Annotated in this window: 10 protein-coding genes; 5 read left to right on the top strand and 5 right to left on the bottom strand. The window is 59.9% G+C overall.

All coding sequences use genetic code 11. The features are described 5' to 3' along the window. Nucleotides 1-107: 107 nt before the first annotated feature. The 5 genes from ACLD1Y_RS03380 to ACLD1Y_RS03360 form a co-directional block, all read right to left on the bottom strand. Nucleotides 108-1,298 carry a PIN domain-containing protein gene (locus ACLD1Y_RS03380; RefSeq protein WP_429475460.1) on the bottom strand — a complete coding sequence of 397 codons (1,191 nt, stop codon included), beginning with the start codon at nucleotides 1,296-1,298 and terminating at the stop codon, nucleotides 108-110. A 167-nt stretch (nucleotides 1,299-1,465) separates the two neighbouring features. Then, on the bottom strand, nucleotides 1,466-2,521 hold the full coding sequence (locus ACLD1Y_RS03375; protein ID WP_429475458.1) for a hypothetical protein: 1,056 nt from the start codon (nucleotides 2,519-2,521) through the stop codon (nucleotides 1,466-1,468). 305 nt (nucleotides 2,522-2,826) lie between these two features. Then, a complete protein-coding gene (locus ACLD1Y_RS03370) occupies nucleotides 2,827-4,251 on the bottom strand; it encodes an efflux transporter outer membrane subunit (RefSeq protein WP_429475996.1) in 1,425 nt (474 codons plus the stop codon). Then, nucleotides 4,251-5,828 (bottom strand): DHA2 family efflux MFS transporter permease subunit, encoded by a 1,578-nt coding sequence (locus tag ACLD1Y_RS03365; RefSeq protein ID WP_429475457.1) that lies wholly within the window; start codon nucleotides 5,826-5,828, stop codon nucleotides 4,251-4,253. Before ACLD1Y_RS03365 ends, ACLD1Y_RS03370 begins: the two co-directional genes overlap by 1 nt. Then, nucleotides 5,821-6,921 carry an HlyD family secretion protein gene (locus ACLD1Y_RS03360; RefSeq protein ID WP_429475455.1) on the bottom strand — a complete coding sequence of 367 codons (1,101 nt, stop codon included), beginning with the start codon at nucleotides 6,919-6,921 and terminating at the stop codon, nucleotides 5,821-5,823. Before ACLD1Y_RS03360 ends, ACLD1Y_RS03365 begins: the two co-directional genes overlap by 8 nt. A 110-nt stretch (nucleotides 6,922-7,031) precedes the next feature. On the opposite strand from ACLD1Y_RS03360, the gene ACLD1Y_RS03355 reads away from it, so the two are divergent. From ACLD1Y_RS03355 to ACLD1Y_RS03335, 5 genes are all read left to right on the top strand, one after another. Next, complete coding sequence (locus tag ACLD1Y_RS03355; RefSeq protein ID WP_429475453.1) at nucleotides 7,032-7,736, top strand: CerR family C-terminal domain-containing protein; 705 nt, start codon at nucleotides 7,032-7,034, stop codon at nucleotides 7,734-7,736. A 114-nt stretch (nucleotides 7,737-7,850) separates the two neighbouring features. Further along, nucleotides 7,851-8,807 carry a helix-turn-helix transcriptional regulator gene (locus tag ACLD1Y_RS03350; protein WP_429475451.1) on the top strand — a complete coding sequence of 319 codons (957 nt, stop codon included), beginning with the start codon at nucleotides 7,851-7,853 and terminating at the stop codon, nucleotides 8,805-8,807. Between the two features lie 106 nt (nucleotides 8,808-8,913). Continuing rightward, a complete protein-coding gene (locus tag ACLD1Y_RS03345; RefSeq protein WP_429475450.1) occupies nucleotides 8,914-10,965 on the top strand; it encodes a TonB-dependent receptor in 2,052 nt (683 codons plus the stop codon). An 11-nt stretch (nucleotides 10,966-10,976) separates the two neighbouring features. Beyond that, nucleotides 10,977-12,221 (top strand): MFS transporter, encoded by a 1,245-nt coding sequence (locus tag ACLD1Y_RS03340; RefSeq protein ID WP_429475448.1) that lies wholly within the window; start codon nucleotides 10,977-10,979, stop codon nucleotides 12,219-12,221. Then, the gene (locus ACLD1Y_RS03335; RefSeq protein WP_429475446.1) at nucleotides 12,218-13,768 is read left to right on the top strand and encodes a thioesterase domain-containing protein; all 1,551 of its coding nucleotides are present in this window, start codon (nucleotides 12,218-12,220) and stop codon (nucleotides 13,766-13,768) included. The genes ACLD1Y_RS03340 and ACLD1Y_RS03335 overlap by 4 nt, the downstream gene beginning before the upstream one ends. The last annotated feature ends 15 nt before the right edge of the window (nucleotides 13,769-13,783 follow it).

Raw genomic sequence — 13,783 nt, 5'->3', positions numbered from 1 at the left:
GCCATCCTCCAGATCCGTATGGATAAGCGTAGCATTCAAGCCCAACCTCACCCCAATCGCCACCACCCGATACGGACGGTAGCGCTGTGCTCGATCCTATCGCAACCCTACGCGTCTTTTTCGCCAGTATTCAGGCTGGTCAGTCCATATATGGCTCGGAAAAGATTTTTTTTTGAATGACGAGGCACTCGGTATTTTATCTCGTCAACTGAAAACCCCTCGTAGTCATCGCTCAATGTATTAAATGTAAAACTGGCGCTGAAGTAGGGCCTCACGATAGCCCTCAGGGTTGCTATGTTTGCCGAGATACTTACGTCAAATACCGCGCTACTGGCCGAAATGTGATCCTCATATATTTTGTAGTCACTAAATGGAATATCCACTGCAAGCTCAACAATCCGCAAGTTGTAGGTACACGTAACATATATATTGTCGTGATCCAGCTTTATAGTTGAATCCAGAAACAAGTCCTCCATCCCCTCAATAAGGGTTGCGGAGATAGGTGAAGCATTAGACAAAACACCAGACGTACGAAAGAGACGGTCCTCCAAGTCTATTATTTGTGTTTCCGTCAAATTCTCCATCACATTGACACTTTCATCTTCGAGGTATCTTTCGACCAAGTCTTCGACCTTGGATTCGTCAATCAGATGCGCCTCAGAATCCACCCTGTTTTGCAGAAAGTTTGCCAAGGAATCGAAGTAAACCAGCTCGCAGGATAGGCCTTCTCTTTGGATGTCTTCTAAAAGATCAGGGTGAAAACCCTTCTTGTCCGGCGCCATGAAGTCTGTGGTGTTGGTACTGATAAAAGCGACCTCTCCAACGATGTTATTTTCTTTCAAGTAGTTGAGCAAGGAAAGCCAAATAAGTGTATCTCGATAGCCTTTTTCGTTTTCTCTAAAGGGGCGCCGAGCCGAAATCGCTCTCTTTACTACGGTTGATTGAGGGATGCTTTCATATTCAACAGCTAACAGCCAATCTACTTTTTTTTCCAGTAGAGGCTTAAGCCTGTATTCCGCCAACCCATCAAAGTCTGGTACAGAAGGTTTGAAGTCCGGAAATAACCCGTTAAGAATGTGGGATTTTTTTTGAAGCGCCACGCCAGCTTCCTGTGCAGTTCGCCGGTGCAGATTTTCTGTTTCCTCTACCACTAAATCGGAAAGCAAGAGATGATATGCTTCATTATTTAAGTAATGGAACAATAGCCGAGTGGATGACAATTTTAAATGCCAGTCGTTGTGAAAAATGTTTGTGTCGAGGAAGACATGCATTCGATTCAGTCCATTAATGTCCAGCATGGTTTAGAGCGCTTTTTTTAATCGCCCACCTTGGTGGTGCGGTGTTCTCTGACTGGAAATCAACTTGCGAGAACGCAGCGGGCTAGCTCCGCTGCGCCGTACAGAATGCCCAGTGACTGTAAGGATGATTGGCTCTCGACCTGTAAGTCAAGGTCCCACAGATGGCGCTATTTGTTTTTTTGACAGGGGGCAGACATCTGGTCACCGGAAACCGTTACATTCGCACCAATTGCTTGATAGGGCAGTTTACAAGCCAGATATTTAACGGACGTGTCTGAGCCTTCCGAGATATTGGTGCCGCCAGGCTTCAGTTGAAAACTACCAAAAATCCGACTTGCACAATTGTCGCGACCGTTTTTTAAAACACTGCAATACGTCACACTGACACTATAAGGGCAAGTATTTTTATATTGGGCATAAGCTTTAAGTGTCGGGTGTCGTCCATAGGTCACACACTGGGAATGGCTAACATCATAATCAAATGATGCATTCCCCCGATTGCTATTGGCGCTCGTTAACTGTGCAGTTCCGGAAGCCTGATTTGATGCCAACGCCTGCTGTCGCGCCAAGGCCTGCGATGAAGAAAAAGCACGATTATCTTGTTGAGTTGACGGCACAGCCACTCGATTGTTTTTACCGATTTTTTGGGATGCCTGAATATTGGAATAGGTAGTAGCAATCGCCCCAAGGGCTCCTGCCATACCAATGTCTTCATCCCCGCTTTCTTCTTCGTTCTCATTGGATCGTTCAATACCAGTGTTTGAACCTGCGTACCGTGCTTCTATTTCTGCCAGCCTTTGTTGTTGCTGTCGCTCATACTCAATTTTTTGCCTAGCCTCACGCTCTTCATTTGTTTTATTGTCCAGTGCTAAATTTGGAGCGCCCTTCGGCCTATCAATATACACGGCCATTTGTGGATACTGCGTATTGCACCACCGGATCGTTCCTGTTGAAGCTTTAGCGCCACTGGGCCAAGTTGCAGTGTAGCCCGTAAGCAAAAAGCACCCATTTGCCATGTTTTTTTCTAGATTGGACGAGCGATATAACGCTTCAAGGTAACTAACTTTAGGTGGTACGCTGCCTTCCCCATCTTCACGGATAGTCGCCCCTGCGGGCACAGAAAAGACTTGTAGCTTTCGAAATTCCGGCCCTGTGCAGCCTGTGATTACACTCACAACAACCGCACTCGCGAGCCCTATGTTTATATGCGTAGTTTTATACATTCGCCTATCCACCCCTAGCACATTTCAGGTTTTGGGCCTGAGTCGTGTATGAGCCATTCATCGATCGATGGCAATACGACTTTCACAAGCTCAGGGTAGCCGCGGACAACTGCGTCCTTGGTCAGCGGTTCTGAGCAAAACACTACGCGTTCTACATTGAAATCTGCAATGGCTCGAAGATACTTTCCCGCCAGACGGCGTGAGTTGGGATTAATGTCGGGGCTAATCCTTAAATGACGAACGTTATCGTGCAATACCCGCGATCAAAAATGTAATGCTCCAGAACTTCAGAAAATCTAGCGAACTCAACCCCGCCACCCCAAGCCCAACGCCTTGTGCAGCGAAGCAAAGTCCTTAAGCAACTCACTGTCACCGCTCACGCGATTCTGTTCGGCGTCGAAGCGTGTGCGTTCGGCGGTCAGCCAGTCCAGGGTGCTGGCGGTGCCTGCATCGTAGCGTTCGCGGGTCAGGCTAGCGGCGCGGGCCGAGGAGGCTTCGATGTCGCGCAGTAGCACTACGTTTTCACGCTGGTGGCCGTAACGTGCCAGGGCCACGTCGGCATCGCGCAACGCGCCGAGCACTACGCTGCGGTAGTGTGCGCGGGCTTCGTCGACGGCGCCTTCGGCACTGTCCACGTCGGCGGCGACGCGGCCGAAGTCGAGGGCGTTCCACGTCAGGCGTGGTACCAGCAACCAGGTGGCGTTGTCCTTGCGCACCAGGTGCGAAGGCTCGGCGGCGCTGAAGCTCAGGTCGCCGATCAACGACAGTTTGGGGAACCAGTCAGCGGTCTTTTCACCGACCAGGGCGTTGTTCGAGGCCAACTGCCGTTCCGCCATGCGGATGTCGGGGCGCGCCTTGATCAGTATCGCCGGGTTGGCCACTGGCACGCTCGCCGGCACACTCGGCAACCCAGTAGGTTGGCCCAGTTGCGCGTCCAAGGCGCCGGGCTCGCGGCCGCACAGCACGGCCAATTGGTCGAGGGATTCAATCACCTGCGCCTGCAACGGCAAACGTTGGGCACGGGTGGTTTGCCATTGGGTGGTGACTTGCTCCAGCTGCAACTGCGAGGCCACGCCCTGGCTGCGACGTTGCTCGGTCAGGTCGACCACTTGCCGCTCCAGCTCGGTGGACGCGTCCACCAACGCCAGGCGCGTTTGCTGGTCCCGCAGGTTGACGTAGGCCTGCACCACTTCAGCGGCGAGTTGCACTTGGGCATCGGCCAGGCTTGCGGCGGAGGCATCCGCGCTGGACGACGCCGCCTCGATGGCGCGCCGGGTGCCGCCAAACAGGTCGACTTCCCAACTCGCATCAAAGTCGCTCAGGTACAACGACAGCGGCCCTCGCCCTCCTGCGCTGTCACTGCCGGTGAATTGTGATAGGTCCGGTGAGCGCATGCGTATCGCGGTTGCATTCGCTGTGAGCTTGGGCTGGCTGCTTGCCTGTTCGCTGTGCAGGCCGGCACGTGCCTGGCGCAAGCGGGCTTGGGCGGCCAGCAGGTCCGGGCTGTCGTGCAACGCACTCTCCACCAATTGGTTGAGCTGCACATCACCGAGGCTTTTCCACCACTGCGCCACTGCCGGGCTGCTGGCCAAGCGTGGGTCGGCATGGGCAAAACGCCCGGCGGCGATGCTGGCTTGTGCCACCGGCGGTGCGCCGTGGTAGTCCGGGCCAACGGTGCAGCCGGCGAGCACGCCCAGGGTCATGAGATAAAGGCAGGTTTTATCGATCATCATGCGGGGCTCGGCGGTAGGGGTGGTTTTTTCAGCAGCAGCGCCAACGGGATACACAGCGCCAGGGCAATGCCCAGCACATAAAAGCAGTCACTGAAGGTCATCACCTGGGCTTGCAGGGCGATGCTGCGGGTCAGCTCAGCCACCGACTGTAACTGCGCCAGGGCCTGGTCGCCGGTCTGGCTCATGAAGGAGGCATTTTGCGCCGCCATATGCGCCTGGCCTTGCAGGCTGTTGGCGGTCAGCGATTCACGAATCATCGCGTCGTGGTAGCTGTTGCGGCGGTCAATCAACACCCCGGTCAACGCCAGGCCCATGGACCCGCCAATGTTGCGCGCCATGTTGTACAACCCCGCCGCCTCGCCTTTTTCATGGGGTTGCACGGCGGCCATGGTGATCTGGTTGAGCGGCATCATCGCTAGGATCTGCGCAAATCCCCGCACGATCTGGGAGTTGTCGAAATCATGCCCAACGCTGTCGATGGTCAGGTTCAGGCTCAGCATGCAACTGAGCACAAACAGCACCAGGCCGATGCCCACCACCCAGCGACTGTCATAACGCTGCAGCAGGCGCGGTAGGATCGGCATCAACAAAAAGGCCGGGATGCCCGACAGCAGCATGATGGAACCGGCCTGCTGGGCGTTGTAGCCGGAAATCGTGCCGAGGAACTGCGGCAGTAAGTACGACACGCCATAAATGGCGGCGCCGACGGTAGACACGATGAGGATCACACTGGCGTAGCGCGGGTTGCGCATCAGGCTCAGCTTGACGATGGGCCGTTGCGCCGTGAATTGCCCGTAGGCCACCAGGCACAACCCCAGCACGCAGAGCAGGCTGAGGCCGACGATCATGCTCGACTCGAACCAATGTTCGCGCTGGCCTTCTTCAAGCACCACGGTCAGCGCACTCAGGCCCAGGGTCAGGCCGAGGATGCCCACCCAATCGGCCTTGATGAATTGGTGCAGGTCGGGCTTTTCTGGACGAATGCCGGTCCAGAGCAAAGTCACCAGTGCCAGGCTGATGGGCAAGTTGATAAAGAAGCACCAGCGCCAGCTGATGTTTTCGGTCAACCAGCCGCCGAGCACCGGGCCGAGCAGCGGACCGAGCAGCACGGTGAGGCCAAACATCGACATGCCGATAGCCATCTGATGCTTGGGCAAGCGTGTGCCGATGATGGTTTGTGCGGTGGGGATCATCGCGCCGCCGGCAAAGCCTTGGCCGATGCGGCTAATGATCATGCCGATCAGGCTGGTGGACATGCCACACGCAAACGAAAACAGCGTGAACATGATCGCCACGCCCATCAGGAACCGCCGCAGCCCGAATACCCGGGTCAACCACGCGGCGAGGGGGATCATGACGATTTCCGACATCAGGTAGCCGGTGGAAATCCACGTGCCTTCCGTGCCGGAGGCGCCGATCTGGCCTTGGATCTGCGGCAACGCCGAGTTGGTGATGGAGATGTCCAGGGTCGCCAGCAACGCCCCCAAGGCACCGGCCGCCACCGCGATCCAGTCGGTGACGGAGGCATTTGCTTCGCGCGGTGCTGAATCGGTCGTTGCCAGCGCCTCAGCCACGGTGGGTGTCTACGTCAACGGTCACCGACAGCCCCGGCATCAGGGTGGCGCCGGCCGCCGTGGTGTCGTCGAGCACGATGCGCACCGGCACCCGTTGCACGATCTTGGTGAAGTTGCCCGTGGCGTTCTGCGCGGGCAGCAAGGCAAATTGCGCACCGGTGCCGGGCGACAGACTTTCGATATGGCCCCGCAGGGGTTGGCCGGACAAGGCGTCGACGTGCACAGTGACCGGTTGCCCAGCGCGCATGTCGCGAATCTGGGTTTCCTTGAAGTTGGCCATCAAGTACAGGGCCTGCACCGGCACCACCGTCAGCAGACGAGTGCCGGGCTGAGTGAACTGGCCGACCCGCACACTGCGGTCGGCAACGCGACCGTCCAAGGTGCTGATCACGGTGGTGTCATCCAGATCAAGCTGTGCCTGGCGCGCACTGGCCTGGGCCACGGCCAGCTGGGCCTGGGTTTGCTGCAATTGCGCCTGCAACGTGCCGACTTTGGTTTGCGCCGCACGCAGCGCCGCTTGGTGCGCCGCCAGGCCGGTGCTGGCCTGGGCCAATTGGTTATTCAACTCGGCCAGGCGTTCCTCGGTTTCCGCCCCGGAACGCGCCAACGGGCCATAGCGCTTGACCTGCAACTGAGCGTGACGCAGGTCGGCATTCGCGCCGTCGAGTTGCGCTTGCACCTGGGCGATGCTGGCGCCCTGCTCCACCAGTTCGGCAGCCGCCCGGGCCACATCGGCTTGGCGCGAATTCACGGTAGCCAAGGCTTCGTCCAGCGCCGCCTGGTATTTGCGGCTGTCGAGGCGCACCAGCGGTTGGCCGACGGTGACGGTCTGGTTGTCACCCACCAGCACTTGCGCGACATAGCCGCCGACCTTGGGGGCGACGGTCATGCTGTCGGCCTGCAAGTAGGCGTCATCAGTGCTTTGGATAAAGCGCCCATACAGCCACCAATGCACGCCCCAGGCGATGACGGCCAGCACCGCGACCAGGCCCAGGATGATCAATGCTCGTGGCGGTTTGCGCCTGGCCACTGCTGGGGTTTGGGCCACGGGTTCAAGGCGCCCGTGTTGATCGATAGGGGTGTCGACGGACATGCCGCGCTCCAATAATGTTTCAAAATATTCCAGTCGGTAAAAAATGCGGGGATGGTCAATTTATGTCAAGTGATATATTTTCCAACCCTATTCGATTTTTCAGGGTTCCCATGGCACGGCATCGACCAGCAAAGGAAGGCGGCTATCAACGCGGTGAAGAGACGCGCCTGCGGATCATCGAGGCGGCCGTGGAACAGTTTGCCCAGCAGGGCTACGACAGCACCTCGACGCGCCAGATCGCCAGTGCAGCGGGGGTCAATGCGCCGGCCCTGCAGTACTATTTCGACAACAAGGAAGGGGTTTACCTGGCGTGTATCAACCACATCCTCAGCAAACTTTGGGAGCACCTGGGGGACGTGGTATCGGCGGCTGAAACCGCACTGGCCAACCCGCAGTGCGATGACCAGACCCTGATCGAACGGTATCTGGCGATCCTGGGTCGGTTCATTTCCTTCATCCTGGATGAGCCCGACACCGACAACTGGCGCCGCTTCATCGCCATCGAGCAGTCCGGCATGGGCCCACCCGCCGCCGCACCGTTGATGGACCAGGGCCTCAACGTGCGCCTGGCGCTGGTGACCCGCACCCTCGTTGGGCGCCTGACCGGGCTGCCAGCCGATCACGAAACCACCATCATCCGCACGCTGGCCCTCAACAGCCAAAGCATGGTGTTCCGCGCCAAGCGCACGCCCATCCTGCGTGCGTTGAATTGGGACAGCATTGATCAAGCACGCATGGAGACCGTGCGCAAGGTGCTGATCGAACAGAATCGCCTGACGTTACAAGCCATGGCCACTGCACGCAGCGAGCACTAATATTTTTTAATGCGAATAGTTACTATTTAAAAGCTGACGGAAAGGCTTACTCTAAAGGCCTTACGCGTCAGGCCTGGCCTGATTCATCTGGTTATACGCATTTGGGAGATACCTGTGTCGACCCCCGCCTTTAATCACACGAGCGCGCCTGCCACCCTGCCCGATGACAGCATCGCCAACTATTCGCGCTTTGAACTCGCCCCTGGTTTCGGCCAGGGTTGGACCGATATCTACCGCATCGGTCATGGCATCACCCTCGCCCGCGGCCGCTACGATTTCGCCCAGACCTACGAAGACAGCTACACCCAACAACCCGGCTGCCTGACCATCAAGATCATGACCGCTGGCGAGCTGCACCTGCAGATTCCCGAACAACGCAAGCCGACCATCTATCGCGGTAACGGCGTCATGCTGCGCCACGCGCGCGATCCCCAGGTGCTCAAGCGTGAAATGGTCGGGCATTTCAGCGGCGTGTCCATCGACGTGCCAGAGAGCCTGCTGGAGCAACTGTTCGAGGACCAATCCCGGCGCATCGAAGATTCCAGCGAAGCCGAGATCCTGCTCAACACCGACCACGCCTGCCACGCCATGGGCCTGGTGACCGCCGCCACCCTGCTGACAGCACCGGTGCACACCACCGTGGGGCGCTTGCAGATCGAAGCGGCCGCCCTGCAAATGGTCGCCTCGCTGGTCGGTCACGAGCCGTGGCGCACGCCACAGGTGATGCCTAACCGTCATCGCGTGGCGGTGGCCGACGCCTGCGACATCTTGCAGGAGGAGTTTTCCAGCAACCATTCGATTGCCTCCCTGGCACGCCGGGTCGGTCTCAATGAGTGCTACTTGAAATCGGCGTTCAAGGTGGTCACCGGCCAAACCATCGCCAGCTACCTGCGCCAAGTACGCATGCAACGCGCGCGCACGTTGATCGAAAGCGGCCACAGCAGCGTGCTGCAAGCCTGTCAATTTGTCGGCTACTCCAACCCCGGGCAGTTTGCTGCTGCGTTTCGCCGTAGCCATGGCGTGGCGCCCGCTAGCCTCAAAGCCAGCAAAATCAAGGACAGCTTGCGCTGAACGCAGAGTTATTCCCGCACAGGGTCGTAATTTCCCGTTTGGGGTAGTCGTCATATTCGGCAATGGTAATAATTCTTATTACTAAAAATGTCCGGCGACTACTCCCATGACCCACTCTTGCTCTCCTCGTTTGCGCAACACATTGCCAACCTGCGCTTGGCGTCCTGTCAGCGATACCGCGTTGCTCTCGGTATTGGCCTTTGCCCTGGCAAGTCCGGCCTTCGCGGCAGACGCACCGGAGCAGGAACTCAACCTGCCGGCCATCACGGTCTCGGCCACCAAGCGCGACCAGACAATCAACGAGATTGCCGGCGCTGTGGATGTCGCCACCCCCGAAGACCTCACGCCACGCGGCTTGCGTCGTGTCGATCAACTCGACCGCGTGTTTACCGACGTGAACATCCGCCAGCGTTCCAGCCGGGCTTTTTCCAACTTCACCATCCGTGGCCAGTCGTCGCCGGACTTTTACAACCCCGCCGCGCAGCTGTATGTCGACGGCCTGCCCCAGGACCAGGCGCTGCTCTCGCAGATGCTGCCCCAAGACTTGCAACAAGTAGAGATTCTCTACGGCCCCCAAGGCACGCTCTATGGCCGTGGCACCATCGGCGGCGTGATCAATGTGGTCACTCGCAAGCCCGATGAGCAAACCCACCTGGAAGCCAGCACCGACATCAATAGCCGTGGCCGTGGCCTGCAACTGTTGGCCAGCGGGCCGTTGGTGGATGACGCGCTATTCGGCGATGTGGCCGTCGGCACCGTCAACAACCGCGGCGACTTCGAAGACATGTACACCGGCAAGCGCCTGGGCGACAACGAAGACAACAATGCGCGCATCCGCCTGCGCTACGCCCCCGGCGACAGCCCGCTGGACGTGATGGTCACGGCGGCCCACGACAATGAAAACTCCGACGCCGAATACTTCTCGGTCGAGGCCGACAAAAGCAAACGCAAAGTGCTGCCGGTGGAATCCCACTACAAGCTGACCACCGACAGCTACGGCCTGCACATCAATTACGACCTGGGCAACCTGCTGCTGACGTCGTTAACCGGCTACCAGGACCGCGACAACGACCGCACCGTATTCGGCAGCTATACCCCGGAAACCCAGCGCACCCTGACCCAGGAACTGCGCCTGGCATCCAAACGCGAAGACGGCAAGGCGTTCGACTTCGTCACCGGCCTGTATGCCGAAGATTTGCAGTTCCACCGTGAAATCCCGCTGTACGACCTCATGTCGCACCAAAACATCCGCTCCTACGCCGCCTACGGTGAAGTGACCTGGCACGCCACCGACCGCCTCGACATCACGCCCGGCCTGCGTTTCGAACAGCAACGCACCGACGTCGATACGCGCTTCGGCGCCATCGACGGCAGTAACGACAAGCGCGACAGCTCCACCTCGCCAAAACTGGGGATCAACTACCGTTTTACCGATGACCTGTCGGCGTATGCCCTGTACAGCACCGGCTTCAAGGCCGGTGGTTTCACCCGCGCCGTTACGCCGCAGAACATCGACTTCAACTATTCGCCGCAAAAAGCCCAGAACTTTGAGGTCGGTTTCAAAGCCGCCCTGTTCGACAACACCCTGGAACTGGCCGGTTCTGCCTACTTGCTGAAGATCAAGGACTACCAGCTCTCGGTCGGTCCGGTGCAGGGCCAATACCTGCAAAACGTCGGCGATGCACGAACCAAAGGCGCCAGCCTCAACGCCAAGTGGATGCCGACCGATCACCTGCAAGTCAAAGCCGGTGTGGCCGTCAACAACTCCGAATTCCGCCACTACAAAGACCCCACCGGTTCCAGCGCCGACCTGAGTGGCAACACCCTGCCCTACGCCCCCAACCGCACCGCCAACCTGAATGCGCAGTACAGCTTCGACCTGCCCAACGGCGGCCAACTGATCCCGCATATGGGTGTGACCTACGTCGGCAAGACCTACTTCGACGAAGGCAACAGCCTGAGCCAGGGCGGTTATTCCCTGCTGGACCTGGGCCTGTCGTGGCAAGTGAATAAAAACTTCTCCGCCGACCTCTACGCCGACAACCTCGCGAACAAGGCGTACTCGGTCTACGCCTTCAACGCCGGCGCGCCGTTTGGCACCGCCTATCAACTGGGTGACAGTCGCCTGGTGGGGCTGCGCCTGAACCTCAGCTACTGATGGAGGCGAGCATGACCACTGCATCCCCCACTGCCACACAGCGCCCGGTGCAACTGGCGGGCATGCTCACCACCCTGGGCGGGCTCTACGCCACCCAGGGCCTGGTCAGCGGCCTGGCCCATGAAGGCTTGCCCGTGTTGCTGCGGGCCCAAGGCATTGGCCTGGACAAGATCGGCTTGCTGTCGCTGCTGTTCTTGCCGACCACTATCAAGTTCCTGTGGGCCGCACGCACCGACCGCATCACCGGCAGCGGCCCGTCCACGCGCTTGCTCTGGGCCGGGCGCCTGCAACTGAGCCTGGTTGCCGGCATGCTTGCACTGATCCTCCTGCCGCCCCAAGACGCCCTGGCGGCGATCTTCACCCTGCTGTTGGTGATGATGCTAGTCACGGTGACCCAAGACACCATCACCGACGGCATGGCCGTGCAAACCCTCAGCCGCGACCAACGCGGCCTGGGCAATACCATGCAAATCGGCGGCAGCTACCTGGGCTACATTTTGGGCGGCGGGTTGTGGGTCATGGTGGTCAATCAGTGCGGCTGGATGGCCGGCATGGGCTACATGGCCAGCCTGTTGCTGCTCTGTGCGATCCCCGCGTTGTGGCTGCGCAAGCGAGCGCTGCCATCGACCCCGGCGGCGGCTTTGGCCGACACCCGTCATCCCAGCGTACGCACAGCCTGGCGCCGCCCGACAGTACGTTGGGGCATGGCCACGGTGGTGGCGTTCCAGGCGTCGGTGCGCTGGTTCACGGCAATCATGCTCACCTACCTGATCGACCATGGCTTCGATGTGATGCAGGTAGGCCTGCTGTCCAGCAGTGGCGTGGCCCTGGCGGGAATCGCCGGAGCGTTCCTCGGCGGCAGCCTGCTCAATCGCGTGGGGCGCGGCACCCTGCTCAAGGCCAGCCTGGTTTGCTATCTGCTGCTGCAACTGGCCTACCTTGCCGTCGAGACCCAGGGTTGGTACGCCAAGCCCTTGCTGATCGGCGTGTTCCTGGCGTTCTGCTTGTGCATGTCCATGGGCTTTGTGGTGCTCTATACGCTGATGATGGATTGGTCGTCGCCCGCCCAGGCCGGTACCGATTACTCCGTGTTCCAATGCACCGACGCGCTCTGCGCGGTGGTGTTCGGCCTGAGTGCCGGGGTGGTGACGCACCATGTCGGCTACGGCGTGACCTTTGCGATCACCAGCGTGTTGGCCTTGGCCGGGCTGATCCTCGCGCCGCGCTTCTACCGCCATGCGCAGGCCCACGCATGAGCAGTACCGCATTGACCCGACTGGTCTACGCGCGGCTGGATGAGCTCAGCACCGCCGCAGACCTGGATGCGCGCCTTGAATTCCTCTGTCACGGCCTGCTGCCCAACAGTGGCAAGCCGCAAGCCGCGCTGCTGTGGGCGGTGCTCGATGGCATCGCGCTGGACGGCAAGCACATCCTCGACGCCGGTTGCGGTCGCGGCGGTGCCCTGGCGGCCATCGCACAGCGCTGGCGCCCGGCCGGGCTCATCGGGCTGGATGTGAGCCATGAACAGATTGCAGCCTGCCGTCGGCGCTTTGCCGCTATCAAGGCACGCTGGCAAGTGGCAGACATGTGCAGCCTGCCACAGCCGCCCAATTCCCAGGATGTGCTGCTGGCCGTTGAAGTACTGGAAGGCCTGCATACGCCGTCGGACTTTCTCAAGGGCGCGGCGCGCGTGCTCAAACCCGGTGGCCTGTTGGTGATGGCGGACTTGATGAGCCCCGCCACGGCTGAGCTATTGATTCAACACGGCGCCGATGCAGGCTTCAGCCTCCAGCAACAGCTGGACCTGAGCCCAGGAGTCGGCGCTGCGATGGCTGAACGCTCACGACCAATAGGCGAAGCACACTTCCTGCGCGCCGTGTTCAGCGACGAAACCCAGGCGATTGAACGCGCGCTGGCCAACGGTGAACTGCGGTACCTGGCCCTGCACCTGCAACGCACCACAGCCCCTGGCCAGACCCGCGCTTGGAGCGCACCGCCACTGCGCCCGGCCGTCGCTCGCTTGAACCATCGCGCCAGTATCGACCCGCCCAGCGCGGTCTTCCCCTATGGCATCCCGAGCGCCAGCGGCCCACTGCCGGTGTTCGCCTTCCCATTTGGCGGCGGTGGCGCTTCGGTGTTTCGCGGCTGGTCCCAGGACCTGGCCACAGACCTGCAATTTTGCCCGGTGCAATTGCCCGGCCGGGAAGGTTTTCGCAGCGACAGCCCGTTGCGCTCCATGGATGAATGGGTGCACTGGGGCCTGGCGCAATTGGTCCCGCATCTTAGCGGCCCCTATGCGCTCTACGGTCACTGCCTGGGCGGCCAATTGGCCTATGAACTGGCCCTGGCCCTCACCCGGCAGGGACGCCCACCGGCAGCCCTGTGGCTCACCGCGACAACCCCGCCCGACCTGCCGCTGACCGCGCGTTTGAGCCGGGTACTGCGGGTTGCCGACCTTGATGCCGCCGACTTGCCCGCCGTGCTCGCGCTGCTCGGTGGCACCCCCGGTGAAGTCATGCAGGCCGAGGCCTTGCTACAGGGCATCAAAGGTACGTTGCTGGCGGATTTCAGCGTCGCTACCGGCTACCAGCGCAGTGCTTGCGAGCCGCTGCCCTGCCCCATCCATGGCCTTGCCGGCCTGCGCGACAAGTTGGTGCCCGCGCCGCTCATGCGCGGCTGGCAAGCCTATACCCAGCACGGTTTCGAACTGGAACTGCTGGATGCCGAACACTTTTTCCTGCGCGAGCAACGTGACCGCGTGCAAGCCTCGCTACGCCAGCAGGCGCGCCGCCTCACGCGCTGATCTCAAGCCCAAGGA

The organism is Pseudomonas sp. 18175, assembly GCF_050432925.1.
Classification (GTDB): domain Bacteria; phylum Pseudomonadota; class Gammaproteobacteria; order Pseudomonadales; family Pseudomonadaceae; genus Aquipseudomonas.
Note: the sequence above shows the minus strand (reverse complement) of the source record. Positions and strands in the feature narration are given on the sequence as shown.

Coding starts and splice junctions, on each gene's coding strand:
- ACLD1Y_RS03335 (WP_429475446.1), top strand. CDS start 12,218: ATGAGCAGTACCGCATTGACCCGACTGGTCTACGCGCGGCTGGATGAG.
- ACLD1Y_RS03370 (WP_429475996.1), bottom strand. CDS start 4,251: ATGATCGATAAAACCTGCCTTTATCTCATGACCCTGGGCGTGCTCGCC.
- ACLD1Y_RS03340 (WP_429475448.1), top strand. CDS start 10,977: ATGACCACTGCATCCCCCACTGCCACACAGCGCCCGGTGCAACTGGCG.
- ACLD1Y_RS03345 (WP_429475450.1), top strand. CDS start 8,914: ATGACCCACTCTTGCTCTCCTCGTTTGCGCAACACATTGCCAACCTGC.
- ACLD1Y_RS03380 (WP_429475460.1), bottom strand. CDS start 1,298: ATGCTGGACATTAATGGACTGAATCGAATGCATGTCTTCCTCGACACA.
- ACLD1Y_RS03375 (WP_429475458.1), bottom strand. CDS start 2,521: ATGTATAAAACTACGCATATAAACATAGGGCTCGCGAGTGCGGTTGTT.
- ACLD1Y_RS03355 (WP_429475453.1), top strand. CDS start 7,032: ATGGCACGGCATCGACCAGCAAAGGAAGGCGGCTATCAACGCGGTGAA.
- ACLD1Y_RS03360 (WP_429475455.1), bottom strand. CDS start 6,921: ATGTCCGTCGACACCCCTATCGATCAACACGGGCGCCTTGAACCCGTG.